The organism is Paraburkholderia sp. RL17-337-BIB-A (assembly GCF_046025895.1).
GTDB classification, from domain to species: Bacteria; Pseudomonadota; Gammaproteobacteria; order Burkholderiales; family Burkholderiaceae; genus Paraburkholderia; species Paraburkholderia fungorum_C.
In genome coordinates, this window is record NZ_JARESY010000002.1 from 3,640,405 (window position 1) to 3,665,940 (window position 25,536).

The window sequence follows — 25,536 nt, forward strand, 5'->3', positions numbered from 1 at the left end:
GGATGTTTCTGACGGTTGTGCTTCGGCGCGCGCAGGCGACTAAGACTTTTCCTAAAATCCGAAGAGGGAAGGTCCATTCAGATCCAGCGCACCAAATAAAAAACCCGCCGCATCGTTGCCGATGCGGCGGGTTTTTCTTACAGCGCGTGAGCGGGCTACGCGCCGCTTGCTTCGTTCAATGTCAGATGCTTTGTCTCAGGCGCCCAGGCGATCGATACCACCATGCCGATCAGCAAGACCACGGCGAGCACCATCATCGTCGCGTGGAAGCCCAGATGGACGATGCCGAGCGGCAACAGGAAGGTGCCGACCGCCGAGCCGAGGCGGCTGCACGCAATGGCCAGCCCCACACCGCACGCCCGTACCTCGGTCGGAAAGCACTCCGGCGGAAATACGCCGACTAGGTTCGAAAACGCAGACATCGTCAGTGTGAAGATCGCGAACGCGACGATCATGCCGAGCGTGGCGGATTCCGGCAGCAGGCTCAACGCAATCAATGACACGCACGTCACCGCGAACGAGCCAATCAGAAACAGGCGGCGCGACAATTTGATCGTCAGCCAGATGCCGATCAACGCACCAAGCACCAGGAACCCGTTCAGCAGGAAATCCGCGCCCGAACCATCGTTCAGATGGATTGCCTTAAGAATGGTCGGCAGGAACGTGTAGATCGCGAAGTACGGAATCACGAGACACACAAAAAACGCGCAATTGAAGATCGTTCTGCGAATCAGATCCTTCTTGAACAGGCGCATGAAACCACCCCGCGTTTGAGCGTGCTCGTCGTCGCCGCTGTCGAGCGTTACATTGGGACCAAAGTGTTTGAGCACGATCGCCTTGGCTTCGGAGACACGCCCCTTGCCGTGCAGCCAGCGTGGCGATTCCGGTGTGCCCATGCGCAAGATCAGCACGATCAACGCTGGAACGCCCGCAGATGCAAGCAGCCAACGCCATGCATCCGGCGAAGCGTCCGCGTAATGCATACCGAGCACGTTCGCCACCACATAGCCGACCGTCCACACCACGCTGAACGAACCGAGCAAGGTGCCACGATGCTTGCGCGGCGAAAATTCGGCGAGTATCGCGTGCCCGACCGCAAAATCACCGCCCATACCGAAGCCGATCAATACCCGCAGCAAACACAGCTCAAACGGCGAACTCACGTAGAACTGCGCGAACGCCGCGGCGGTGATGATCAAAAAGCTCAGCAGGAAGATCTTCTGCCGTCCCAGGCGATCCGACAACCAGCCGAACACAAGGCTGCCGACAAAGATGCCCATTAGCGCGGAACTGCCGATCATGCCCATCCAGAAAGCGTCGAGCGGCATCTGGCGATTCAGCGACGCGAGCGCATAGCCGATCGTGCCGAGCGCATAACCTTCGGTAAAGTGCGCGCCGAACGTGAGTCCGGCGATCTTGACGTGGAACGTGTTCAGCGGCACGTCGTCGAGAGGAACGGGGCCGCGTACAGCCGCAGCCGCGGCGGACGGCGAAGTGGGGGCGAGGCCTAGCGTCGCCGTCTGGATATCCTGATTACTCACGCTGTCTCCTTCGTTGTGTGGGCAGCGCTTGCGCAGCCGGCGTGCGACCGGCTTCAAACACGCAACGCTGCTTCGTGCGCCTCGCTTTGCTGCTTTGCTGCTTCGCTGCTTGGCTGCTTGGCTGCTTGGCTGCTTGGCTGCTTGGCAGAAGCAACACGAGGCACAGACTTGAAGTTCAATACACGACGCTAGCGTCCGAGTCCGCCCATCATCATGTACTTCAGTTCGGTGTATTCCTCGAGGCCGTACTTAGAGCCTTCGCGGCCGAGGCCCGATTGTTTGACGCCACCGAACGGCGCGACTTCGGTCGACAAGATGCCTTCGTTAATGCCGACCATGCCGCTCTCCAGCGCGTCGGCAACACGCCATGCGCGAGCGAGGTCGCGTGTGTAGAAATACGCGGAGAGACCGAATGGCGTGTCGTTGGCGGCGGCAACGGCTTCGGCTTCCGTCTTGAAGCGGAAACACGCTGCGACCGGGCCGAAGGTTTCTTCCTCTGCGATTAGCATCGACCTGGAAGCGTCGACCAACACTGTCGGTTCATAGAACGTGCCGCCGAGCGCGTGCGGTTTTCCGCCGGTCAAGATCTTTGCGCCCTTTTGCAGCGCATCGGCGACATGCGCCTCGACCTTCTTCAACGCGGCCTGATTAATCAGTGGACCTTGCTCGACCTCGCCTTGCAGCCCGTTACCGACACGCATCTTTCGCACGGCTTGTGTCAACGCCAGCGTGAACGCATCGTAGACACCGTCCTGCACGTAGAAGCGGTTAACGCACACACAGGTCTGCCCGGTGTTGCGGAATTTCGAAGTCATCGCGCCTTGCACGGCGGCGTCGATATCCGCGTCGTCGAACACGATGAACGGCGCATTGCCGCCGAGTTCCAGCGAGAGCTTCTTCAGCGTATCCGCTGACTGTTTCGCGAGCAGCTTGCCGACGCGCGTCGAACCGGTGAACGACAGCTTGCGCACCACATCCGATTCGGTCAGCGCGCCACCGATCGCGACGGCATCGCCGGAGACGATGTTGAAGACGCCCGCTGGAATGCCCGCCTTCTCCGCCAACACGGCTAGAGCGAAAGCCGACAATGGCGTCTCTTCCGACGGCTTGAGCACCATCGTGCAGCCCGCCGCAAGCGCTGGGCCAGCCTTTCGCGTGATCATCGCGAGCGGGAAATTCCAAGGCGTGATGGCCGCGACCACGCCGACCGGCTCGCGTGTGACGATGATCTTCGCGTTCGGATTCGGACTTGGGATCACGTCACCGTAGCTGCGTTTGGCCTCCTCGGCGAACCATTCGAAGAAACTCGCCGCATAGCCCACTTCGCCGCGCGCCTCAGCGAGCGGTTTGCCTTGCTCACGTGTCAGTAGTTCGGCGAGCGCGTCGCGATTCTCAAGCATCAACTCGCCCCAGCGCTTAACGCGTGCGCTGCGTTCCTTTGCTGTCATCGCGCGCCATGCCGGTAACGCGCGTTGGGCGGCGGCAATGGCTTGTGTCGTTTCCGCGGCGCCGCCTCTTGCAACCTGAGCGATGACCTCGCCCGTTGCCGGATTCAGCACGGCATACGTAGTCGCGCTTTCGTACCATTCGCCGGCAATGTAATGACCTGTGCGGAGAAATTCGTTCATGCCGCTTTCTCCAGGTTCTCGACAAACGTGCCTTGCGCGAGCCGCGCTTCGCGGGCGATGCGTTTACCCGCGGTGTAGTCGTTGATCAGATCGCACGGGGTGTAATTGCGTTCGAGTTCGAACAGTTCGTCCTCCGCGAGCTTCGTGGCGAGCGCAGCCAGGGCGCTATCGAATTGCGCGGGCGTGTCCGCGCCAACCAGCATGCTGGCGACACCGCCATGATTCAGCACCCACGCCTGCGCAATCTGCGCAGCCGACACACCCCGCCGCGCCGCCACCCGCGCCACCGAAGCAGCAATCTCGCGCGACGCCACATCGCCGTACATCTGTGCGGTGAAGAAATCAGTCTGATTGCGCGTCGAACTCAGATCGCAGGTCAGCAGTCCGCGCGCCAGCGGACTGAACACGGATACGCCAACGCCCTGATCCTGGCAGTACGGAATCATTTCGCGTTCCTCCTCGCGATAGGCCAAGTTGAGTTGCAGCTGCATGTTGATCGGCTTGTGCCAGCCGTTGCGCTCGCACACCTGCATGATCTTGGCGAACTGCCACGTGTACATCGTCGATACGCCGATATAGCGAGCTTTGCCGGCGCACACAATGTCATTGAGCGCGCCCATGGTTTCTTCAACCGGTGTATTCACGTCGAAGAAATGCAGCATGTAGATATCGACGTAGTCCATGCCGAGGCGTTTCAACGAGCCATCGATGCCGTCCATGATGTGCTTGCGCGAATGGCCTCCGGCGTTCTGATACGCGCCCATGTCATAGCCGACCTTGGTCGTCACGACGATTTCCTCGCGGCGCGCGATGCGCTTCAAAATGCGGCCCACCACTTCTTCACCTACACCCGTCGAATAGAAATCAGCGAGATCGATGAAATTAACGCCGGCTTCCAGCGCATGACGCACGATCGGCTCGCTATGCGCTTCGTCGAAAATCCACGGCTTCCATTGCGGCGTGCCCATGTTCATCGTGCCGAGGCACAGACGCGATACCTTCAGGCCCGAGTGGCCGAGGCGAATGTATTCCATAGCGCTTGTCTCCTTGCTTCCTGATCGCATTCGGTAGCGCACGCAGCCGCGCGCCGCTCACGGCGCGCGAACCGCGTTGCGCGTGATTAACGTTGTTTGGGGGTATAGAACGGATTCGACACATCGCGCGCGGCGGCGAACACTTCATCGCGATGCGGCAGCCCCTTCATTGCCGCGAGGATCGCGTTCTTGCAGGCGCGGTAGTTGTTCTCGAAGACGGCGTCGAGATCGTCGGTGCCCGGGTTGACCCAGTTCGCCGACACCACCACCCAATCGTTTTCCGCTTCCGGCGGCAGCGTGCCGTTTTCAAGCGCCTCGGCGACCGCCTTGGCAATACCGGCTTGCGAAGCGCCCCACGTTGCGTTGCCGTGAAAGTCGCTGCCGATCTGCGCCTTGTTCACGTACAGCGTCAACGGTTTGGTCGGCACGCCCGGACGCGCGATCACGACGAACGGCGCGTGTCCTGCCGAAGGCGTCGCCAATGCAGTGGCAAAGGCCTGCCCTGCCGGACCGTTACGCGGGCCGACCAGTACGTTGATATGTGCGAGGTTGACGCCGGGGCCTTCGAATCCTTCGCCGATAAAGAGTTGTTTGTCCGTCGATACGCTCATGGTCTTTCCGTCGGGGTAATTGGATGACCGATTGTGGCGTCCGGACTTCGCGATCATGTATCGATGAGTTTTGATGCAGGGTATGAGGCGAACTCATCTCCGGGTTTGCCCGCAAGCGCGTGTGGTGGGCGCATGAGGTCGCGTCTTGGGTGGCGTGTGAGGCGGCGCATGAGGTAGTGCCTCAGGTGGCGTATGAAGCAGCGCATTTGGCTACGCGCGAGGTGACGCATTTCATGGCGCACCACGTCGCGCCCACGCACGAGCCCAAAGGTGAGCGTTTTCGGGACTCGCGATTGCTAAGCTCGAATCGCCATGAAAGGTGATCACGCAGATGGCCGCTCACGCACCAGCAGCGCGAAGTTCAGCAGCAAGACAAAGTTCGTGGAAACGGCCGCGTGAGAACCGGATGACGCGCCACACGGTGTTTCGCATAGCCTGGGAACGCCCGCCAGCAAAGGCTGGCGCGGGTTTGGAGGAAAGTGGGTGCTGCCCGAAGTACAGCAGAGATGATCACACCTCAAGGTGCGTCATTCGACAAAACCAGGCTCACCGAAACAACGAATCCTGGCTGGAGGGGCGAGGAGAAATCCATGGCGCGCGTTGCAAGCTCACGCGAAAGGTGAGCGTTTTCGGGACCCTCTCAGCGGTGCGAGAAAAACCCGACGCAACTTCACTTCAGAAAGGACCGACGCGTCACGAGCACAGACGCCGTGCACAAAGCGGCGTCAACCTTCGATCAGGAAGCGCTCGCGATTCTTGCCCGCAAGCCAGCCAGGCGAGCGGCCACGGCCGCTCCATGTTTCACCGGTCTTCGGGTTGCGGTACTTGGCGACCGCTGCCGGTTTGCGTCCCGCCGCACGCTTGCTCGCGAAACCGAGCTCTTCCGCCGTCAAGTCATATTCGGCGATCTTCTGCTTGATCTCGGCGATCGCCTGAGCGATCTCCTTTTCACGCGCCGCCGCGACTTCCTTGTGGAGCTTTTCGAGCTGGGCGGTCAACTGTTTGTATGAGGCCATGGCAGGTACTCCGATCGATTTTGACGAACTGCAATGCGGACGCTCCGGAGGAAGTCTCCTTGGGCGCACACTATCAGACGAATAAAGTGCCGGATAGAGCCGCACGCGCGGGGCGGGGCGCGTCGCGCAGGCCGGTCCGCCGGGGACCGGCCGCGGAAGTTGGTCCGCCCAAGAGGGCTATGCAAGGCGGAAGGTGACCGCCCAGGGCAGCCCACGACTAACCGCCGTTCAAGGCTTCCCACTCAACGACCGTAGCAAACGCACTCAATCGTCAATTGCATCGTACACGCGGCGTTCGAAATCGACAGACATCGGAAAGGGTTCGACAGCACGCCGCTGAATCAGCATGAGACCGATCAGGTCTTCCACCGGATCGGCGAACCAGCTTGTGCCGTACGCACCCGGCCAGCCGAACGAACCCATCGAACGATAGCCGAGCGGCAACTGCTGCGCCGGATCGTCGACGATGGACAAGCCAAGGCCAAAACCCTGCCCCGCCCACAGCACATGACCGAACGCCGGCACGCGACGCTGGTCGCGGGTCAGAAAATTGGAGCGCATCAAATCGACCGAGCGATGCGACAGCAAACGTGTCGAACCAACGCGTCCACGCCCGAGCAACAGTTGCGCGAACTGCAGATAGTCCTGCGCAGTCGAGACAAGACCGCCACCGCCGCCCTGGAATCGCTCGGGATTCGCCCAGCGGCTCGCCGACGGGTGATCTTCGACCACACGCCGGCGAGTGCCCGGCTCGACGCCATAAGCCGTGGCCAAACGCGTCAGCTGCGCGCCGGGCACCCAGAACGCCGTGTCGCGCATGCCGAGCGGTTCGAAGATCCGCGTGCGGAAGAACTCGCCGAGCCGCATGCCTGTCACGCGCTCGATCAGCACGCCGAGGATATCGGTCGCGATGCCGTAGTGCCAGCGCGAGCCGGGCTGAAACATCAATGGCAAACCCGCTATACGCGCCAGCCACGCGCTGGCGTCCCCATGCGCTTCAATACCGTTGAAAGCGGCCGCGTAAGCCTCGGCCAGCGGACCGGTGGCCGTGAAGTGATAGGCGTAGCCGGCGCGATGCGTAAGCAGATCGAGCACGGTAAGCGGCGCTCTGAGCGGGTCGGTTTCGTCGAGCGGGCCGGTGGGATCGCGCAGCACGGATGGCGCAGCCAGTTCCGGCAGCCACAAGGAGATCGGCGTGTCGAGTGCGAGCCGATCCTCTTCGATCAGCATCAGGATCGCCGCACTCGTCACCGGTTTGGTCATCGACGCGATGCGAAACAGCGTGTCGCGTTCCATCGGCAATTGCGCGGCTTCGTCGCGCAAGCCGAGCGGCTCGAAATAGCCGATTTCGCCGCGCCGCCAGACCAGCGAAACGACGCCTGCCACTTCGTCGCGCTCCACATAGCCCTGCATGGCGTTCGTGAGCGCTGTGAGCCGCATCGCTGAAAGTCCTGCTGGTTGCATGTTCCTCCTGAGCCGTAGGCGTTACGTTCCCTTATTTTTTGCAAAGAACGTTACCCGATCAGAAGGTACACGTCATATTCCTTCCGTGGGACGGTCAGGCCTTCTGCCGCGCCTCCAGGGCCGAAAGTGCTGCATTGAGCCGTTTGATGCGACTGGCTTGCGCGGGCATCAGTACCGCCCCGGACACCAAGGCAATGCGGTTGCGCCAATATGACAGCGGAATACGGTCTTCAGCGGAGATATGTGAAATGACATGTTCAAGATGCTCGATATCTTTTTCGAGTTGGCGGTGATTCATTGTTTACCCCGGAATTACTCATTGAACTCGTTCAAACAGCATGAAACGCGCCGCAATTACGCCATTCAGTCTCTCAAACGGAAAATCTTTCTTTTTAGCGGCAATCCGCCCCGCCGCTAGCCGGCAAATTTTGCGTATAGGTTTAATTTCGAGCCGGCCAGATGACGATACTGCGAAGAATCTTCGCGTTCCGTTAGGTGGCGCACGGAGTCGGTCTAACGGCGAGATCGCGGCGATTTGTTATCGGCTCAAACAGTGAATAATAATCTCAAAGCAGTTCGGCAAATATCCAATGCGCATCATAGCGTTTCAGTAAATGCACATTAGAGGTAGATAGTTATGACGGCCATGTGCTTATTGTGTGACAGCGTGTGTGACAGCCGCTCGCCTGATATCCGGTTTGTCACGATCAAATGAGATCTGCGCTGAGAGGGAGACGCCCGCCGTCTCAACCGGGCGGCGGGTTAGGAAAGGAGTGACAAGCCTGCGACGCCAGCCGTTGGCTGGCGCCACCTCATTTCGCCCGACAGGCGTAAATCAGGCTGAGCGTGCCGTTCTCGCTGGACTGGCGCACCACGTCGAAAGCGCCGCCGCACGCCGCGCTTGCCTGCTGCGAGCAGGAGTCGGAGCCGGCCGGACATTGAACCAGCGTAGTCGGCCGGCCGTCCGGCAGAAACAGCGGTGAACTGCTGCTGCAACCGCCCAGCATGGCGATTGCGGGAAGCGCCAGCGCGGCACAGGCCCGGCGCGCGCAAGAGGAGAGACTGCGTTTCATTTGAAACCCCGATCACGTCTTGTTTTTCGATCACGCGATTGTGCCACGCGGCAATTGCGCTGCGTCACTTGATGTCGCCGGACGTTGTCACATCTCGATGCCGTAGGCCGCGATCTTCTTGTAGAGCGTCGCGCGGCCCATGCCGATCTGCGTGGCCGTCTCGATCACGCGTCCGCCGTTGGCGCGCAAGGCGTCGCTCAGGAAGCGTTTTTCGAACGCCGCCATGGCGTCGCTCCACGACGCCGCCTGGGGCGCCCCCGCAGCCGCCATATCCGAAGCGTGCGCCCCGGAAAGCGTGCTCGACACGTGCGGACGACGGCCACCACCCGGTGCCGGACCAATGAACGGCGCCAACGCACGTGCGTCGATTCGCTCGCTGTCCGAGAGCATCACCGCCCGCTCCAGCGTATTGCGCAGTTCGCGCACATTGCCGGGCCATCCGTAGGAACACAGCAGCCGTAAGGCATCGTCCTGCAATTCGAAGTGACTGGCGCCGCGCGCTTGCGTCGACAGGTCCTCGAGCATGGCGTAGGCCAGCGCTTCAATATCGGACAAACGCTCGCGAAGCGCCGGCGCCAGGATCGTCAATACGTTCAGCCGATAGAACAGGTCTGCGCGAAAACGCCCCGCCGCGACCAGCGCCGGCAAATCGGCCGAAGTGGCCGCGATGATCCGCACATCCGCGCGCACGATCCGATTCGAGCCAAGCGGCTCGAATTCCTTGTCCTGCAGCACGCGCAGCAGCTTGCCTTGCAACGGCAACGGCATGTCGCCGATTTCGTCGAGAAACAGCGTGCCGCCGTTCGCGAGCTCGAACTTGCCGACGCGTCCTTTCCGGTCGGCGCCCGTATAGGCGCCGGGCGCGGCGCCGAAGAATTCAACTTCCAGCAAAGTGTCCGGAATCGCCGCGACGTTGACGGTCACGAGCGGCTGATTGGCTCGCGCCGACCCGCCGTGAATCGCATGCGCCAGCAGTTCCTTGCCCGTGCCGGTTTCGCCGAGCAACAGCACCGGCGACTCGAGTTGCGCGGCGCGGCGCGCCTGGCGCTTCACTTCGAGACTGGCCGCGCTCGTGCCGACGAAACTGCTGAACGTGTACTTCGCCCGTCGTGCTTGCGCGAGCGACTGACGCGTCGCGATCAACTCTTGCTGCACGCGCGAGTAATGGGAAAAAAGCGGCGTCAGCGCCTTCAACTCGTCGAACAACGCGAAGCCCACCGCGCCGACCGTTTCGCCCGCATCGTCTTTCAGCGGCAGCCGCGTCACGACAAGCGGCTCGCGGTCCGTTTCGAGGATGTCGAGCAGAATCGGCTTGCCGGTGTTCACAACCTCGCGCATTAGGCTGTTGGGAATCACCTCCTCGCAATCCCGGCCGATCGCCTGCTCCGGGTCCGAAAAACCGAAGCGCGCCGCGTAGCGCTTGTTGATCCAGACGACGCGCGCCTCGGCGTCGACGATGAAGGTGCCTTCGCTGGAATTTTCGAACGTACGGAAGAGCGAATCCATCGCACGGCGCAGCACATCGCCGTAAGTGGCAGGAAGACCCGCCCAGTCGTTCATCATGGTGTCGCTGTCTCCGGCTATCGTTTTATTTATGCATGTCTCATTTCGTAGACAAGCTTATCTCAGCGACGAGATCGACCGCAAGCACACAGAATAAGGGTTTAACCTCGGTTCGCCCTATGTTCAGCTGATTTGCGTCCCGTTTTAGAGACGTTTGGGTACAATCGGCCGCATCACGTTTCGAACTTTGGCCTGTGAAATCAACGGGCAGGCCGCTGCGGCGCGCGTGGCACGGAATCTGCATTTGCGGGCGCCGGGCCGTCGCACCATCGGAACGGCGTACACGTAGAACTATCAAGCTTTGGAGACTCAATGTCCTTTGTCATCGTCCTCGCCGCCCTGGCGTTTCTGATGTTTGCCGCATATCGCGGCTACAGCGTCATTCTGTTCGCACCGATCGCCGCCCTCGGCGCGGTTCTGCTCACTGATCCGGGCGCCGTCGCACCGGTGTTCTCCGGCATCTTCATGGACAAGATGGTCGGCTTCGTCAAACTGTATTTCCCCGTGTTTCTGCTGGGCGCGGTGTTCGGCAAGGTCATCGAACTGTCCGGCTTCTCGGAGTCGATCGTCGCCGCAGCCATCCGCTATATCGGCCGCTCACGTGCGAATGCGGTGATCGTCGCGGTGTGCGCGCTGCTCACCTATGGCGGCGTGTCCTTGTTCGTGGTGGTGTTCGCGGTGTATCCGTTCGCCGCGGAGCTGTACCGCCAGAGCAATATTCCGAAACGCCTGATGCCGGGTGCGATCGCGCTCGGCGCGTTCTCGTTCACGATGGATTCGCTGCCGGGCACGCCGCAGATCCAGAACATCATCCCGACCACCTTCTTCAAGACGACCTCCTGGGCCGCGCCCACGCTCGGCGTGATCGGCTCGCTGTTCATCATCGTGGTTGGCCTCACCTACCTGGAATGGCGCCGCCGCGCGGCGATGGCGACCGGCGAAGGCTACGGCACGGATCTCGTCAACGAACCGGAACGCGTCGAATCGAAGCAACTGCCGCATCCGCTGCTCGCGGTCGCGCCGCTGGTGCTGGTCGGCGTGGCGAACTTCCTGCTGACCCGCTGGATTCCGGACTGGTACGGCGCGTCGTACACCATCGCACCGGACATCCTGCCGGGCATCCATGCACCGGTCACGACGACGATCAAAAGCGTCGTCGCGATCTGGGCCGTTGAAGGCGCACTGCTGCTCGGTATCGTGATGGTCGTGGTGACCGCGTTCGGCCGCGTGCGCGAACGCTTCGCGGTCGGCACCAAGGCTGCGGTGGCCGGCGCGTTGCTGGCTTCGTTGAATACGGCGTCGGAATATGGCTTCGGCGGCGTAATTGCGGCTTTGCCGGGCTTCCTGGTGGTCAGCGATGCGCTGAAGAGTATTCCGAATCCGCTCGTCAACGCGGCCGTGTCGGTGAGTTCGCTAGCGGGCATTACGGGTTCGGCATCGGGTGGCATGAGCATCGCGCTCGCGGCCATGTCCGACACGTTCATCAAGGGCGCGGAAGCCGCGCACATTCCGATGGAAGTGCTGCACCGGGTCGTCGCCATGGCGAGCGGCGGCATGGACACGTTGCCGCATAACGGCGCGGTGATCACGTTGCTGGCGGTGACGGGTTTGACGCACCGTCAGTCGTACCGCGATATTTTCGCGGTGACGGTCATCAAAACGCTGGCGGTTTTCTTCGTGATCGCGGTGTATTACATGACGGGGCTGGTTTAACTTTGCGGCTCTGAGAGAGGACTGTGCTGACCACGGCGCTGGCGCGCGATGCGTTGGTCGAGATCGACTTCATCGCGAAACGGCCTGACTGATGCACCGCAACGCGGTGCATCAATGCATCGACGCTTCATCCAACCCGAATTGATCGCAGATCGCCTCGTGCAACGAGATCGCGCGTTCGTCCATTTCGGTTGTCCAGCTTGCGCTGTCCTCACATAGCCGCTGAAGCTCACGGCATTGCTGCGCGAACTGCCGCTCCTGCACCACGAGGAACGCGCCGCCGGCGCTGTGCGCCCAGCCGCCCAATGCCTTGCGGTCCTCCTGCTCGACGATCGCCATGAGCCTCGGCAAATCATTTTGCAAGTGCTGTTTCAGCATGGCCGTGTAACGCGTCTTGTCGTCCGCGCCAAGCATGTTGGCCGGATCGGCGCTTGCACCGGCCGCAGCCAAGGTTGTCGGCGCCACCGGCGCTGTGGCAGCCGCTGCTATTGACGCTGACGTCCCAGCCGGCGCTACCGGCGCTATTGCAGCCGTCACTTTTGACGCTGACGTACCAGTCCGCAACCCCGCCGACGCCACCGCGAGCAACGCCGTCTCCAACTCGCCCAACGACGCCGGCTTGGCGACATAACCGGTAAAGCCGCGCTCGCGCCAGCCTTCCTGCTGCTGATTGTCTGTAACCGCGCTAAAGGCCAGCACGGGCAAGTCCGCATGCGCCTTGCGCAGCGCCGCGAGCAATCCGTAACCGTCCAGGACCGGCATGTGGATATCGGTCAGCACGACCTCGAAGTGTCCCAGCTCGAACGCCGCCAGCGCTTGCCGCCCGTCGCCGGCGATCGTCGGCAGGCAGCCGAGCGCATCAAGTTGCTCGACGATCAAGGTCTGGATCAGCGGGTTGTCTTCGGCGACGAGAACCGTCAGGCCGTGCAGCGCCGGATTCGCAGCCGGCGGCAGTGCCTCGGCAATCTCGCTGGCGAGCGCCTCGGCGCTATCGGCAGCCGCCCCGCCCGCGGCCGCAAGTTCGATTGCGGACAAGATCGCCGTGCGGCTGAATTCCGTGGCTTCGAGCACACCCTCGCCACGCGCCGCGGGACGATGCGGCCCGGTTCGCGTAATCCATGCGGCGCCGATCGGCTGGACCGCGCGCAACCCGGCAATAGCGTCGAGACTGTACTCACCGGTGATCAGCATCGCCTGCGGGCGGTTCACGCGTAACCAGGCCAGCGCGCTACGCGTCGACGTCACCGTGTGTGCCGACCAGCCCGCGCGTTGCAACCAGCCGTCGAGCAGTTGTCCTGATTCACGCTCCTGGCATAACACCAGCACGCTGCCACGGCGCGTCGGCTCGACGGCCGGCACACGCAATTCATCGGGCGGCAACGCAAGCGGGATCGAAGCGCTGAACGCACTGCCCACCCCGAGCACGCTCTCGACGGCAATATGCCCCCCCATCAATTCGCACAGCCGCGCGCAGATCGACAGACCCAAACCGGTGCCGCCGTAGCGGCTCGAGGTGCTGGCCTCGCCCTGCTCGAACGGATTGAAAATGCGCGCCACCAGCGCCTGATCCATGCCGATGCCCGAATCGCAGACCCGGCAGGTCAAAATCGGGCGGCCTTGCAGATCGTCCTTCACTTCGGCACTCAAGGTGATCTTGCCGCACGACGTGAACTTGAACGCGTTGCTCAACAGGTTGTTGACGATCTGCGCGATGCGCGTGCGATCGCCGCGCAAGGTCTGGTCGAGCGTCGGCGAGAGGTGCGAATAGAAGCGGATCGCGCGATCCGCCGTCATCGGCGCGTAGGAAAGCGCGATATTTTCGAAGTCGTCGATCGGCCGGAACGATTCGGTCATGAGCCTCATCTCGCCGGCGTCGATCTTCGAAAAGTCGAGAATGTCGTTGACGATGCGGCGCAGCGCACCAGCCGCCACCTCCAGCGTGGCAAGCCGTTGCGTGTGCGCTTCGAGGCCTGGGGTCCGCGCGAACAGTTCGAGATTGCCGAGCAGCGCGTTCAACGGCGTGCGGATTTCGTGGCTCATCGACGCGAAGAAATTCGAACGCGCCCGCATCATGCTTTCGGAAGTCTGCTGCGCGAACCGCAGTTGCTGTTCGAGTGCATGCTGCGCAGTCACGTCGAGAATTGCGCAGAACAACACGTCCTCGTCGGCATAACGCGCGGCGGCGTAGGTGAATTGCAGGAACTGCGCCGGCGCCGCTTCGTCTTGGTCTGGCTGCGGTTGCGTGGCCGGCTGGGTTGCAGCTTGCGTGACCGGTTGCAATAAATGCGACTGCGACGGCAACGGTCGTGCAGGTGCGACAAAAGCGGCGACCTTCGCAAACGCGGTCAGCGAAGGCTTGTCCGGCGCCTGCGCCGAGAACTCGCCGACGATGTGTGGCGGCAGGCGGTTGCTGCCCGCTTCGATATGCAACAACTCGTCAGCCAGCGCGTTGGCGGTGAGGATCGAAAAGTCGCTTTGCCGAACAATGCATAAACCGATCGGCGTTGCACTGACGAGAATGTGATTGATGGTTTCGCTTTCCAGCGCGCGCGTCGTTTCGGCGAACGTCTTCTGTAACAGACGCAGCCCCCATAGACGAGCGGCGAGCGCGATGGATCCCAGTACGAGCAGGGCAAGGCCGGCGAGGGTCGCCAGTTGCCAGCGTAGTGCCCCGACTAACGCCCGCCACGGCAGATAACCCACCAGCGAGCCGAAGTCCGGTGCGAGCGGCTCGACCAGCACCGCGCCGCCGCGGGTGTAGCGATACCCGTCGGCGGGAACATTGGCGACGAGGTTGCGCAGCATGTGCGACGTGCCCGCGTCGATCGGCGGCGACGACACGATCACGCGACGGTCTGGCGTCGTGATCAGCAGCGCCCCCTCGGCTGCCGGCCGGGTGAAATAGTCGGGCAGCGTGCTGACCGGGATGCTGGTCGTGATGAGCGTGACCGGCGTGTCGCCCGAATAGTAGGCGCTCACGGCGGTGATCACCGGTACGCCTTGCAGCGGGTCGCGATAGGGACCGAGCCATATCCGCTCGCCTTTACCTGGCACGCGCTTGCCGGTCTGAGCCTGCAACTGACGCTCGATCGTGTCGCGCAGCGTGCCGATCGTTGCCGGTTGCAGCAGCAGCGCGTCGGAGGCCGATGCGGCGCCCGGCGCGTCGGCGGCCGGGAGCATGACCGCGTAGTCTTCGTTCAGTCCGACCAGCATGGCGCGCTGGCGCAGCGCGAAGGCCTGCTCGGTCGCCAGCGTCGAGACCCCGGTCTGGTACAGACGCCAGAGTCTGCTGTTCATCTGCGGCCCCCACGCCGCCCGAGTCGCGTCGCCAATCAGCAGATCGATATGCGCGCCGGCCGCCTCCACAAGACTGCGTGCCGCGCCCGTTTTCTGGACCGATTCCGCCATGCCCTCGGGCAGCGGCAACTGACCTTCGAAAGCGTTGTAGTAAGCGAGTGTCAGCTCGGCACGCGCCAAAAACGCCTGTTCGCGATGCAGCAGCGCTCTGATATCGGCGGCATTCTGCGTGGCTAAGGCGCGCCGGTAGTCCAGTTGTTTGGTCGCGGCGAGAACCGCGAGAAGCAGCGTGAATATCACCACGATCAGCATCAGCGAGCCAATCGTCGCGAGATACAAGCGTTGCTGACGCTTCGCGCTTTGCGCGAGCGAAGCGAACGCGTGGGCCAGTGACTCCTGAGTACGGTCGAGGATCTTCTGCATCGTCTCGCTTGAGTAGCGGATTCGCGCAGGCAGACCGCTGCGGATGTCGGGGTGACGAAATGCGTCTGCAGGCCGTGTCCGGCGCAGTGTAACGCGTTTGAAGGCAGGGCGGCACGCCATCCGGCACCGTTTTCCGCGCCCATTCGGCACGCATGAAACAACCCTGTATTAACGGCTCTGCACCGGATAAACCTGAGTGGTTTACTGGGAAAACCCACAAGCGTGCGGGGTTAATGCCGTTATTCCCTGCATCGATCTCGCGCGCCGCACCGAACTGGTGGCTCGCACCACCTCGCAGATGCGCGTGATCGACGAAGCGGTGAGCCGCGTGTCGTCGATCATCGTCGAAGTGGCGAATGCGAGCAGCGAGCAGGCTGAAGGGATTCGCCAGGTCAATCAGGCGGTCTCGCATCTCGACGGCGCCACGCAGCAGAACGCCGCGCTGGTCGAGCAGGCGGCGGCCACGGCACAACGTCTCGCGGAACACGCTGACGTGCTCGACGAAGCGGTGCGCCTTTTCACCGTCGCCGATGCAACACCCGCGCGGCGAGCTGCGCAGCCGCTGCGGCAGGCCCCCACGCGCGACCTGACGCCGCATCCCGCGCACAAGCCGGCCGCTGGATTCACGCGCGATGCTGCACATGGAAACGCGCACGAGGTCGAGCCGGAAGATTTGACATTGGTCTGATAGATCGGCGTTACTCCCACCTCGACAGCCCGGAATTGACGCATCACGATGCACACGTCAGCGCCCAATAAGTTGCAAGGGCAGGCTGACCCGAGTAACAACGGCGTTTAGCGGCCCGTCCTATTCAAGGACGGGCTATTTTTTTTGCCGAGAATTTCTCGCATCGCGCTCGGCCCTAACCCAAGAACGCGTCAGCACCGTGACAGGCGGGGAGACAGGGGTTGCACCGTCACGGGGCACGAAAAATGCATCCGATGGTGGCGGGAGTCGCGTTAAACTGATTGTCACAGTCGGGCGTCACGGCCCGCATTGACCGGCGTGACGCGCCAGCGATTGGCCAACACAGCGCAGCGGCACCGCGGCAAACAGACAGGTGAACGGGCAGACAACGAAGTGTGAGCGCGGCGCGACACGCGGCGGTCAACCTGCCCGTACAATGGTTCGATCAACAACGGAAGAAGGACAACTTCGATGCGCACTACCGGGTCCTCCGGGTCAATGGCCCTGCTCACCGAATACGACGACGCAACGGCGCGCGAACTCCGCTCGCTGCGCCTCGAATCGACAGAAGACGGCAAAGGCATTCTTCTGATCGAGGTCGATGAGCGCAAGCCAGGGATTCACCGCGAAGTGCGCTACGAAATCACGCCTGCCGAACTGATTGCGGCGATTCGCGCGCATGGCGCGGAGTTGCCGGGCGAACAGCACAATTATCGTCAGTAAAACTGCCACGCCCGGCATTGCGCTCACGCGCGAATGCCGGGCAGGCTCTGCACCGTCATGCAGGACGTCTTACGGGTGTCCGTAAGGCGTAAAACCCACCCGTTTGCCGCGCGCGCTTCGCTCCATTTCGCTTTGTTTCATTCTCGCTTTTAATCCGCGCTTCTCATCCCCAAGTACGCCAGAGGTGCCCGTTTAACCTCCCGATTGCGGACCCGTTTTCCGGGCGTTTGCACGTCTTGAAAATGCGTCCATAATCCTTGCATTCTCCTTTGCTTTTCCCTACCCGCGCCGTTCCCGAAAGGGCGACGGAAGTAAGCCGATGCTACATGACCTTGTCGAGCAATATGGGCCGGCGCTCGTCTTCGTGAACGTGCTGGCCGCCTCGCTCGGGCTGCCGGTGCCCGCGATGCCGTCGCTCGTGTTGTTTGGCGCGATGGCGGCCATGCATCCCGGCTCGGTGGGCACGCAATTGTTGCCGGTTCTGATCCTGTCGATATTCGCCACGCTGATCGGCGACAGCGCCTGGTATCTCGCCGGCCGCATGTATGGCGGCAATACGCTGAAAACGATCTGCCGTCTTTCGTTGTCGCGCGACACCTGTGTAAAAAAGACCGAACGCTTTTTCGGCCGCTGGGGCGTGCGCGTGCTGGCCGTGGCGAAGTTCGTGCCGGGCCTGTCGATCGTGTCGATCCCAATGGCCGGCGCAATGGGTACGCGCTACCGCACATTTCTCACTTACGACAGCATCGGCGCCGCCTTGTGGTCGGGTACCGGTTTGATCATCGGTGCGCTGTTCGCCCGCCAGATCGACATGCTGTTCGCCATGGCCGGACGCCTCGGGCGCACGGCTGCGCTGGTGGCCGTCGCGTTGCTGCTGGTGTATGCGGCCTATCGCTGGATTCGCCGGCGCCAGCTGATTTCGAAGCTCGCGACCCAGCGGATCGAAGTCGATGAACTGGCGGCACTGGTCGCGGCCGGCAAAACGCCGGTACTGTTCGATATCCGCTCCCACGAGAAGCGCGTGCTCGATCCGTTCGTGATTCCGGGCTCGCAATTCGCGGACGAGCGGCAACTCGACGAGATCGTCGCGACGTACCCACACGATCAGAAGGTAGTGATTTACTGTTCATGCCCGAACGAAATATCCGCGGCATGGATGGCCAAACAGATGAGCGAAGCCGGCTTCGCCGACGTGCTGCCGTTACGCGGCGGCATGGAAGCCTGGCGCGACTCGGGCAAGACGGTGGACGCGTTGCCCCATATGCCGCCGCCCCACGTGGCGGTCGACGATATCGCGCCGAAGGCCGTGTAGCGCAGCAGCGCAACCCTATTGGCGCCCTCGCGCGCCCGCGCCGCTTCGCTACCCGTGTCGATCGATCAGGATAAACACAGAAGGAGCGGTTCAATGCTGTCGACTCAAGAAACAGAAGGGCAACAAGCCGTCGTCGCCGACGCGCCGTTTTCGTCGCTCGCGACGCGCATGCACCAGATGTTCCCCGAACTCACGTGCGCGGAAATCGATCGTCTGCGCCGGTTCGGCGAAGTGAGCCACTGGGAAGCCGGTGAGCTGCTGTTCGAAACCGGCCACACCGGACCGGGCATGTTCGTGCTATTGAATGGGCGCGTGAAGGTTTATCAGCGCGATGGCATCGGGCGCGAAGTTCTGATCGCGGAACATGGCGCCAGGCATTTTCTCGCCGAAGTCGGTCAGTTGTCCGGACGGCCCGCGTTGGTCAACGGCATGGCCGTCGGCGCGGTCGACGCGTTGCTGATTCCGCCGGCCAAGCTGCGCGCGCTGATCGTCGCCGAGGCCGAACTGGGCGAGCGCATCATGCGCGCGCTGATTTTGCGGCGCGTGTCGCTGATCGAAAAGGGCGCGGGCGGCCCGATCCTGATCGGTAATAGCAGCGACGCGCGGCTCGTCATGTTGCAAGGCTTCCTGTCGCGCAACGGCCATCCTCATTCAGTCATCGACGAACGCGACGAGGACGCGCTGCGTCTGATCGAGCAATTCGCCGCGCAGAGAGAAGACATGCCGCTGGTGATCTGCCCCGACGGTTCGGTGCTGCGTCATCCGAGCATGCCGGAACTCGCCACCTGCCTCGGCTTGCTGCCCGATCTCGACGATTCGCATGTGTACGACGTCGCGATCGTCGGCGCGGGACCGGCCGGCCTCGCCACAGCGGTATACGCGGCGTCCGAAGGCCTCTCGGTCATCGTGCTCGACAGTCGCGCGCCGGGCGGGCAGGCGGGCGCCAGTTCGCGGATCGAGAACTATCTCGGCTTTCCGACGGGGATATCCGGTCAGGCCCTGGCGGGCCGCGCGTTCGTGCAGGCGCAAAAATTCGGCGCGCACGTGGCGATTCCGGTCCACGTCAAGGCGCTGCATTGCGCGGAGTCGCCGTACCGGCTGGAACTCAAGTGCGCCGGGCATATCACCGCCCGCACCATCGTGATCGCAAGCGGCGCGGTGTATCGGCGCCCGGCCCTCAAAGGGCTCGACCGTTTCGATGGGCGCGGCGTCTATTACTGGGCGTCGCCGGTCGAGGCCAAGCTGTGCAAACGCCAGGAGATCGTGATCGTGGGCGGCGGCAATTCGGCGGGCCAGGCGATCGTCTATCTGGCGACGCACGCGGCCAAGGTCCACGTGCTGATCCGCCGAAGCGGCTTTGAAGCCACCATGTCGCGCTATCTGATCGACCGCATCCGCTCGCTGCCGAATGTATTCGTGCATCCGCATTCGGAAGTGGGCCAGCTGGAGGCGGACGAAATCGGGCTGGCGTCGGTCTCGTTGAAGAAGCCACTGCCGGGCGGCACCACGAGCATCGACACGCGGCATCTGTTCCTTTTCACCGGCGCGGATCCGAATACCGACTGGCTGCGCACCTGTGGGGTAGAACTGGACGATAAGGGCTTCGTGCTGACCGGCACCAGCGCGGACGGAATCTCCGTCTGCGATCTCGCGACGACGGTCGAAGGCGTGTATGCGATCGGCGACGCGCGCGCCGGCTCGACGAAACGGGTCGCGGCGGCGGTCGGAGAAGGCGCGGCGGTGGTCGCGCAGATCCATCAGCTGCTGGCTGTCTCGGCGGGCGAAGCGGTCGCTTTGGGCGCCTGAGCGGCCGCGTTCGGACACGCCCGGGGCTATCGCGGGCACCATGACCATGGGCGCCGCCGTGGCCTGGATCGCCATCATGGCCACGGCAGATAACGTCGGTGGCACGTCCCGCACGCCGATTCGTCCGCCGTATTCACGCAACAGTAGCGGCTGCTGATTCAGGCCGGACCTCGCGTCCGCTCCCATCGCAGTCACTCATTAGCCAACGCCCGTGACCGACGCCCGCGTGAAGACGCTTCCGCTATCCGCCGCCCGCACCCTGCATCTGGCCGCGCAAGGTTTGCTGACACCGCCGCGCCGCAAAGCCGTCAAAACTGACGTGCTCGACGCGATCCGCGGTATGGCGCAGTTGCAGATCGACACGATCCACGTCGTTGCGCGCAGTCCGTATCTCGTGCTTTTCAGCCGCCTCGGCGCGTACCCGCAGCAATGGCTCGACGAGCATCTCGCCGAAGGCAAGCTGTTCGAATACTGGTCGCACGAAGCCTGTTTCGTCCCGACCGAAGATTACGGTCTGCTGCGCCACCGCATGCTCGACCCGAGCGGCATGGGCTGGAAATACGCGGCCGAGTGGCACACGACGCATCGCAAGGAGATCGATAAACTGCTCGCGCATATCCGTGCAACGGGCCCCGTGCGTTCAGCGGATTTCTCCCGCGAGGCGGGCACAGGCAACGGCTGGTGGGACTGGAAGCCCGAGAAGCGCCATCTGGAAGTGCTGTTCGCAATCGGACAATTGATGGTGGCCGAGCGGCGCAATTTTCATCGCGTCTACGATCTGACCGAACGCGTGTTGCCGGACTGGGACGACGCGCGCGATCTGCCGCCGCGGGAGACCGTCGTCGAGGAAGCGTTACGCCGTACCTGCCGCGCGCTTGGCGTCGTGCGCGCCGATTGGGTCGCCGATTACTACCGGCTGCCGCGCCGTCCCTATCGCGACGAACTGCATGCGCTCGCCGATCAGGGTGAACTGATTCCGGTGCAAGTGGAAGGCTGGAAGCAGGACACCTTCGTCCATCATGAATTCGCGCCGCTGATCGACGACGCGGCGAGCGGCAAGCTTGCTTCGACCGTTACCACGGTGCTGTCGCCGTTCGATCCAGTGGTATGGGACCGCAAGCGCGCCGCCGCGCTATTCGACTTCGACTACGCGATCGAATGCTATACGCCTGCGGCAAAGCGCAAATACGGCTACTTCGTGTTGCCGCTGTTGAGCCGGGGGCGTTTCGTCGGCCGCGTGGATGCGAAAGCGCATCGGACCCACGGCGTATTCGAACTGAAATCGTTGCATATCGAACCCGATGTGCGGCTCAGTGCGAGGCTGGCGGGCGATCTGCGCCGCGCATTGCAACGCTGTGCGGATTGGCACGGCACGCCGCAACTGGAGATCACCTCGGGGCCGCGCGAGTGGCTCGATGCGTTGACGGCGGACAACACCGCGCAAGCGTGAGCGCCCTACGCGGGCGAGCGGAGGCAAGCGGAGGCAAGCGGAGGCAAGCGGAGGCAAGCGGAGGCAAGCGGAGGCAAGCGGAGGCAAGCGGCCAATATCGTCGCCGAGGCCTGCGATAGCTACGTCCTCAGTGCAACGCCGCCCATGCGAGCGACAGGGAAAACACGCCCAGCATGATCGACGCACCGCGCTGTATCTTCACCGGATTCAGCCAGCCGAGTTTGCCGCTGCCGAGCGCCGCGCCGAATGCGATCCACGCCAGCGCGATCGGTACCAGCAGGCAGGCGAACATCAGCATTGCGGTGGCATATGCGGGCACCTGCGCGAACGCGATAGCGGGAAAGATCGTACCGGCGAACAACAAGCCTTTCGGGTTGACCAGCGTCGCCACGAATAACGTACGCATACCGATGGAGCGCTGCGTCGAATCGGGCAAGGCCACCGCCGCGCGCCACATATCGACGGCGAGATACGCGATGTACACACCGGCCGCCACGCGCAGCAGCGACGGCAACCAGGGCAACGCGCGCGCGGCTTGCACAAGAAAATGTCCCCACACTGAAATCGACACGAGATAGCCGGCCAGTTCGGCGGCGATCAGCGGCGAGGAACGCCGCACGCCCTGACGCAAACCAGCCGCCGCCAGCAGCGTATTGGTGGGGCCCGGCGTAATCAGCACGACGATGATGCCGACAGCCAGTAACGCGATAGCGGACGTGGAGAGCATAAAAAGGCGCAAGGTTGGAAACAATGCGCCTTTTTATCACAGAGAGCCGCACTGCCGAAATGCGACGGCGACTGCGTTGTGAACCACGCTGCCCGGAGGCGGCGCGTAGCTGCCTAGTGCTCGAGCTTCGCGCGCAATTCGCGAGCGGCTTCCAGCAGCCCCTCATAACCCGAGCGCGCGTGTTCCGGCAGATCGGGATCGCCAACGAACGCGCCGAGCGTTTCGATCAGGCTATACAGAATGCCCTTTGCGGCACCCGACGCAATGCTGCCGGACGATACCTGCTGATCCACGTGACTGAGCGCTGCATCGAGGTGTTCCAGTTCGGGGCGGTCGCCGGCGGGCGGTTTAGGGGTTACGTCTTGCGTCATGATGAAGCGTCTCTCCCATTCATCGGTGAACAAAGCCATCCTTTCATGTTGTTATATACCGATCGTGCGCTGGCGTCCATTCGTGAGCGGACTCAACGCGATTTACTTTAAAGGCGTGCATCGAATCATCTGGCTTTCGGCGTGCGTCGAACGCATCGAGCGCATAAACATGCGCGGCACTACGCCGCTATTGGCCTTTAAGCTTCACGCGCGCCGCTGAGCGCTCGAGATTCAGCGTGCGCGCCTTTGTCGACTGGCTCGCCAAGGTGTTCGACAAAGCGTCGGGAATGGTCCGGGTGGCGCCGCTGCTGACCGATCCGCCAGCATGGCCGGTGCTGGATCCGCAACGGTTGCATGGGGTTGATGCGGCGTCGCATTGCGGCGCGTTGATCATGGGCATGGAGATATGCGTTCCATTGCTTAGCCATTGCAGCACAGTTGCGTGCCGACGAGCGTTGATGTGCGCTAGCTAGTTAGCATGCCTCAACGCGACTGCGTGGATTACTTCGCCGCGGCGCTTTCGGGTCTTTGGGATTTCCTTGATCTGGGTCTTTGGCCTTTCCTTGAATTGATATTGGTCTATTAGCGTCGCCCCTGTGCGGGGCGGCACTTACTTTCTTTGCAGCCGCAAAGAAAGATAAGCAAAGAAAGCGGCTCACACCGCCAACTCATAAGCGGGTCCCCCGCACAGTCGCGGTAGTGGCGCATCTGGAATCTGTGTTCTCGCACACTCCGCGTGAGTGACACAGCAGTCATTCTTCCGGCGGCGCTGCGCGCGCCGAAGGGCTCTTCATAAAATCAGCCGGGCATTTCTTTATCGCGTGCGGGTGAGCAGCGAAGCGCTTTCCGTGTCGCGCTTTACGTTTTTTTTTTGCTCCCGGAAAAGCTCGCCGGTGATGTCTTCGGGCCGACTCTCTGCTGCCGCAAAAACTCACGTTTGACGATACGGTGCGCCGTGCAGAGGGTCAGGGCAACAATCCTCGAACCGTTCGACAGCCTTGAAAAGCGCCCGGAGTGGACCCCGGCGCATTAAGGCGCCGTCCCCCAAAGCGCCGTCATTCGCGCGGCGTTAGAGCCGGCGCAGTTGGACTCAAGGCACCGCGCTCTCAGGATGCCCGCACCCGCCGCGCAAAAATGCGCCGCGTGAGATCGAACGCAACCAGATTCCCCGCCACCACCAGCACAAGCCCGACCACCGACAACGCGGACCATTGATAACCTTCAAATACCGTCGACGCCGCCAGCGCCACGATCGGAAATAGCACAGTGGAATAGGCGGCCCGCTCCGGTCCGATGCGCCCGACCAGCATCAGGTACGCGGTAAAGCCGATCACCGAGCCGAACACGGCTAGATAAGCGAGTGCGCCGAGATAACGCGCGTCAGGCTCGATAGCGAAGGAAAAGCCGGCCAGCGCGCTGCCCACCGTCAGGATGCTGGCACCGATCAGCATCGCCCAGCTATTGGTGGCGAACGGGTGCAAGCCCATCGATTGCATCCGGCTCGACAGCAGATTGCCGGCCGAAAAGCACAAGGTACCCAGGAACGCGATAGCGAGCCCCAACCACACCGCGTGGTCGCCCAGGTGTCCGGCCATCTGCTGGACGAACAGGCACACAATCCCGACGAGCCCCAACGCCGCGCCGGCAATCGCCGACGGTTGCAAAGGACGGCCCATGAATAGTCTGCCGTTGATCGAATTCAACAGCGGCGCGGTGGAAAACACCACCGCGACGAGGCCACTCGGCACCACCTGCTCGGCGTAGTAGAAGCACAGAAAGTTCAGACAGAAGAGCGCCAACCCTTGCGCGGCGAGGAAGCGCCATGCGGCGCGCGGCGGCCAGATTGGCCGGCGCATGATGCGCAGCAGCGCGAACAGCAGCAGCGCGGCGATCCAGAAACGCCATGCAATCGACACCGGCGGCGGCACCGCCCCCAGTTGCCATTTGATCGCGATCCACGTGGTGCCCCAGATCAGAACGGTGACGGCATAGAGCGAGAGATTCATGACAAAGCCTGCAGCAGCAAAAGGGTGGAGTCCTACTATGCTGCAGCGCCGGCGGCCGCACTTGTCCAGGATTGCGCACTTTTTCGGAGGGACGCGCCGCCGGTGATCGCCCGCCGTATACTGGCGCTTACCCTGTCATCGAATACACGCCCCTCGTTTTCGTGAACGCCAGACCGCCCGCCACCGTGATCGAATCCACCGAAACGCCGTTCGGCCTTCAGTCGGTCTGTCACACGCTGCGCAGCGCCAACGCGAATCTGGAACGCTTCGCGTGGCTCGGCGACCGGCTCGCCATCGCCGTCTGGACCCGCGACACCGAAGAAGCCGAAACCGTCTACGACCGGCCCGGTCATCACACACTGTCGTGCTATCTGGATGGCGGCTATCGCACCGAGCGTCAGAAAATGCCCGGACGTTATGGCGCGCCGTCGCGGCTTTGCGCGTTGCCGGGCGAGCATGAATCGCGCTGGTGGGTGCGCGGCCACATGCATTTCATGCACCTTTACTTCCTGCCGGAACACTTCACGCAGCGCGCCGTGCAGGAACTCGATCGCGAGCCGCGCGAACTGACCCTTGCCGATCGCACCTATTTCGAAGACGCTCACATCGCGAGCCTGTGTCAGTCGCTCGCCAATGAAGACTGGCAGGACCCGGACGGACGGTTGCGAACCAATGAAACCGCGCATCAGGTGTTGAGTCTGCTGCTGCGCGCACAAGGCGTGCGTCGCACGGATGCGTCGCTCAAGGGCGGTTTATCGGTCGCGACCCGGCGGCGCTTGCGCGACTACATCGAGAATCATCTCGCGCAAACGCTCACACTTGGCGAGCTTGCCGGTGTAGCGGCACTGTCCGAATTTCATCTGGCGCGCATGTTCCGCGCGTCGTTCGGACTGCCGCCCGCGGCGTGGATCGCACAGCAGCGGCTCGAACGCGCCCGCACGCTGCTGCGCACCACGCGACTGCCGCTCGCGCAAGTCGCCGAACAATGCGGCTATGCGAACGCCAGCCATTTCAGCCATCGCTTTCGTGACAGCGTCGGCGTGGCGCCGACGGCGTATCGGCAGGTGGTCAGCGCGTAATAGCGGCTGGC

General features: G+C 62.7%; 21 protein-coding genes and 1 pseudogene. 9 read left to right on the top strand and 13 right to left on the bottom strand.

The features are described from left to right. Positions 1–155 precede the first annotated feature (155 nt). The 9 genes from P0D84_RS36860 to P0D84_RS36900 all read right to left on the bottom strand — a co-directional run bounded on the left by P0D84_RS36860 (position 156) and on the right by P0D84_RS36900 (position 9,930). Positions 156–1,541 (bottom strand): MFS transporter, encoded by a 1,386-nt coding sequence (locus tag P0D84_RS36860; protein WP_408345484.1) that lies wholly within the window; start codon positions 1,539–1,541, stop codon positions 156–158. Positions 1,542–1,729: 188 nt separating this feature from the next. Then, on the bottom strand, positions 1,730–3,169 hold the full coding sequence (locus P0D84_RS36865) for an NAD-dependent succinate-semialdehyde dehydrogenase (RefSeq protein WP_408345487.1): 1,440 nt from the start codon (positions 3,167–3,169) through the stop codon (positions 1,730–1,732). Next, a complete protein-coding gene (locus P0D84_RS36870; RefSeq protein WP_408345490.1) occupies positions 3,166–4,203 on the bottom strand; it encodes an aldo/keto reductase in 1,038 nt (345 codons plus the stop codon). Before P0D84_RS36870 ends, P0D84_RS36865 begins: the two co-directional genes overlap by 4 nt. 86 nt (positions 4,204–4,289) lie before the next feature. Continuing rightward, positions 4,290–4,814: a formaldehyde-activating enzyme gene (gene fae, locus P0D84_RS36875; protein ID WP_408345493.1), complete on the bottom strand. Its 525-nt coding sequence runs from the start codon at positions 4,812–4,814 to the stop codon at positions 4,290–4,292. A 725-nt stretch (positions 4,815–5,539) separates the two neighbouring features. Then, complete coding sequence (locus P0D84_RS36880; protein WP_408345496.1) at positions 5,540–5,830, bottom strand: H-NS histone family protein; 291 nt, start codon at positions 5,828–5,830, stop codon at positions 5,540–5,542. Positions 5,831–6,094: 264 nt separating this feature from the next. Next, positions 6,095–7,294, bottom strand: coding sequence for a serine hydrolase domain-containing protein (locus P0D84_RS36885; protein ID WP_408345499.1), 1,200 nt, complete (start codon positions 7,292–7,294; stop codon positions 6,095–6,097). A 94-nt stretch (positions 7,295–7,388) separates the two neighbouring features. Then, complete coding sequence (locus tag P0D84_RS36890; protein WP_408345502.1) at positions 7,389–7,592, bottom strand: hypothetical protein; 204 nt, start codon at positions 7,590–7,592, stop codon at positions 7,389–7,391. A 514-nt stretch (positions 7,593–8,106) separates the two neighbouring features. Beyond that, on the bottom strand, positions 8,107–8,367 hold the full coding sequence (locus tag P0D84_RS36895; protein WP_408345505.1) for a hypothetical protein: 261 nt from the start codon (positions 8,365–8,367) through the stop codon (positions 8,107–8,109). Between the two features lie 87 nt (positions 8,368–8,454). Further along, the gene (locus P0D84_RS36900) at positions 8,455–9,930 is read right to left on the bottom strand and encodes a sigma-54 interaction domain-containing protein (protein ID WP_408345508.1); all 1,476 of its coding nucleotides are present in this window, start codon (positions 9,928–9,930) and stop codon (positions 8,455–8,457) included. A 312-nt stretch (positions 9,931–10,242) separates the two neighbouring features. Between P0D84_RS36900 and P0D84_RS36905 the strand changes: the two genes are divergently transcribed. Then, complete coding sequence (locus tag P0D84_RS36905) at positions 10,243–11,643, top strand: GntP family permease (protein ID WP_408345511.1); 1,401 nt, start codon at positions 10,243–10,245, stop codon at positions 11,641–11,643. A 111-nt stretch (positions 11,644–11,754) separates the two neighbouring features. Here the strand turns inward: P0D84_RS36905 and P0D84_RS36910 are convergent, their stop codons facing one another. After that, positions 11,755–15,363, bottom strand: coding sequence for an ATP-binding protein (locus P0D84_RS36910; protein ID WP_408345514.1), 3,609 nt, complete (start codon positions 15,361–15,363; stop codon positions 11,755–11,757). A gap of 253 nt (positions 15,364–15,616) precedes the next feature. Between P0D84_RS36910 and P0D84_RS36915 the strand changes: the two are divergent. From P0D84_RS36915 to P0D84_RS36935, 5 genes and pseudogenes are all read left to right on the top strand, one after another. Beyond that, positions 15,617–16,051 (top strand): annotated as a pseudogene (locus P0D84_RS36915) (chemotaxis protein); the annotation flags it as partial. A gap of 471 nt (positions 16,052–16,522) precedes the next feature. Next, positions 16,523–16,774, top strand: coding sequence for a hypothetical protein (locus P0D84_RS36920; RefSeq protein ID WP_408345517.1), 252 nt, complete (start codon positions 16,523–16,525; stop codon positions 16,772–16,774). A 319-nt stretch (positions 16,775–17,093) separates the two neighbouring features. Continuing rightward, positions 17,094–18,086 carry a DedA family protein/thiosulfate sulfurtransferase GlpE gene (locus P0D84_RS36925; protein WP_408345520.1) on the top strand — a complete coding sequence of 331 codons (993 nt, stop codon included), beginning with the start codon at positions 17,094–17,096 and terminating at the stop codon, positions 18,084–18,086. 93 nt (positions 18,087–18,179) lie between these two features. Beyond that, positions 18,180–19,892, top strand: coding sequence for an FAD-dependent oxidoreductase (locus P0D84_RS36930; protein WP_408345523.1), 1,713 nt, complete (start codon positions 18,180–18,182; stop codon positions 19,890–19,892). Between the two features lie 226 nt (positions 19,893–20,118). Continuing rightward, a complete protein-coding gene (locus P0D84_RS36935) occupies positions 20,119–21,342 on the top strand; it encodes a winged helix-turn-helix domain-containing protein (protein ID WP_408346317.1) in 1,224 nt (407 codons plus the stop codon). A 127-nt stretch (positions 21,343–21,469) separates the two neighbouring features. Here P0D84_RS36935 and P0D84_RS36940 read toward each other — a convergent pair whose 3' ends face one another. Beyond that, entirely contained in the window at positions 21,470–22,069 is a 600-nt protein-coding gene (locus tag P0D84_RS36940) for a LysE family translocator (protein WP_408345526.1), read from the bottom strand. Between the two features lie 113 nt (positions 22,070–22,182). Continuing rightward, on the bottom strand, positions 22,183–22,440 hold the full coding sequence (locus P0D84_RS36945; RefSeq protein WP_408345529.1) for a hypothetical protein: 258 nt from the start codon (positions 22,438–22,440) through the stop codon (positions 22,183–22,185). Between P0D84_RS36945 and P0D84_RS36950 the strand changes: the two genes are divergently transcribed. Both P0D84_RS36950 and P0D84_RS36955 read left to right on the top strand, forming a co-directional pair. Then, a complete protein-coding gene (locus tag P0D84_RS36950; RefSeq protein WP_408345532.1) occupies positions 22,439–22,660 on the top strand; it encodes a hypothetical protein in 222 nt (73 codons plus the stop codon). The genes P0D84_RS36945 and P0D84_RS36950 overlap by 2 nt on opposite strands. A 16-nt stretch (positions 22,661–22,676) precedes the next feature. Then, complete coding sequence (locus P0D84_RS36955; protein WP_408345535.1) at positions 22,677–22,913, top strand: hypothetical protein; 237 nt, start codon at positions 22,677–22,679, stop codon at positions 22,911–22,913. 633 nt (positions 22,914–23,546) lie between these two features. Here the strand turns inward: P0D84_RS36955 and P0D84_RS36960 are convergent. Continuing rightward, entirely contained in the window at positions 23,547–24,446 is a 900-nt protein-coding gene (locus tag P0D84_RS36960; RefSeq protein WP_408345538.1) for a DMT family transporter, read from the bottom strand. 161 nt (positions 24,447–24,607) lie between these two features. On the opposite strand from P0D84_RS36960, the gene P0D84_RS36965 reads away from it, so the two are divergent. After that, a complete protein-coding gene (locus tag P0D84_RS36965; RefSeq protein WP_408345541.1) occupies positions 24,608–25,525 on the top strand; it encodes an AraC family transcriptional regulator in 918 nt (305 codons plus the stop codon). The last annotated feature ends 11 nt before the right edge of the window (positions 25,526–25,536 follow it).

Coding starts and splice junctions, on each gene's coding strand:
- P0D84_RS36950 (WP_408345532.1), top strand. CDS start 22,439: ATGATGAAGCGTCTCTCCCATTCATCGGTGAACAAAGCCATCCTTTCA.
- P0D84_RS36925 (WP_408345520.1), top strand. CDS start 17,094: ATGCTACATGACCTTGTCGAGCAATATGGGCCGGCGCTCGTCTTCGTG.
- P0D84_RS36960 (WP_408345538.1), bottom strand. CDS start 24,446: ATGAATCTCTCGCTCTATGCCGTCACCGTTCTGATCTGGGGCACCACG.
- P0D84_RS36895 (WP_408345505.1), bottom strand. CDS start 8,367: ATGAAACGCAGTCTCTCCTCTTGCGCGCGCCGGGCCTGTGCCGCGCTG.
- P0D84_RS36870 (WP_408345490.1), bottom strand. CDS start 4,203: ATGGAATACATTCGCCTCGGCCACTCGGGCCTGAAGGTATCGCGTCTG.
- P0D84_RS36930 (WP_408345523.1), top strand. CDS start 18,180: ATGCTGTCGACTCAAGAAACAGAAGGGCAACAAGCCGTCGTCGCCGAC.
- P0D84_RS36920 (WP_408345517.1), top strand. CDS start 16,523: ATGCGCACTACCGGGTCCTCCGGGTCAATGGCCCTGCTCACCGAATAC.
- P0D84_RS36900 (WP_408345508.1), bottom strand. CDS start 9,930: ATGATGAACGACTGGGCGGGTCTTCCTGCCACTTACGGCGATGTGCTG.
- P0D84_RS36910 (WP_408345514.1), bottom strand. CDS start 15,363: ATGCAGAAGATCCTCGACCGTACTCAGGAGTCACTGGCCCACGCGTTC.
- fae (WP_408345493.1), bottom strand. CDS start 4,814: ATGAGCGTATCGACGGACAAACAACTCTTTATCGGCGAAGGATTCGAA.
- P0D84_RS36945 (WP_408345529.1), bottom strand. CDS start 22,440: ATGACGCAAGACGTAACCCCTAAACCGCCCGCCGGCGACCGCCCCGAA.
- P0D84_RS36880 (WP_408345496.1), bottom strand. CDS start 5,830: ATGGCCTCATACAAACAGTTGACCGCCCAGCTCGAAAAGCTCCACAAG.
- P0D84_RS36865 (WP_408345487.1), bottom strand. CDS start 3,169: ATGAACGAATTTCTCCGCACAGGTCATTACATTGCCGGCGAATGGTAC.
- P0D84_RS36890 (WP_408345502.1), bottom strand. CDS start 7,592: ATGAATCACCGCCAACTCGAAAAAGATATCGAGCATCTTGAACATGTC.
- P0D84_RS36905 (WP_408345511.1), top strand. CDS start 10,243: ATGTCCTTTGTCATCGTCCTCGCCGCCCTGGCGTTTCTGATGTTTGCC.
- P0D84_RS36885 (WP_408345499.1), bottom strand. CDS start 7,294: ATGCAACCAGCAGGACTTTCAGCGATGCGGCTCACAGCGCTCACGAAC.
- P0D84_RS36940 (WP_408345526.1), bottom strand. CDS start 22,069: ATGCTCTCCACGTCCGCTATCGCGTTACTGGCTGTCGGCATCATCGTC.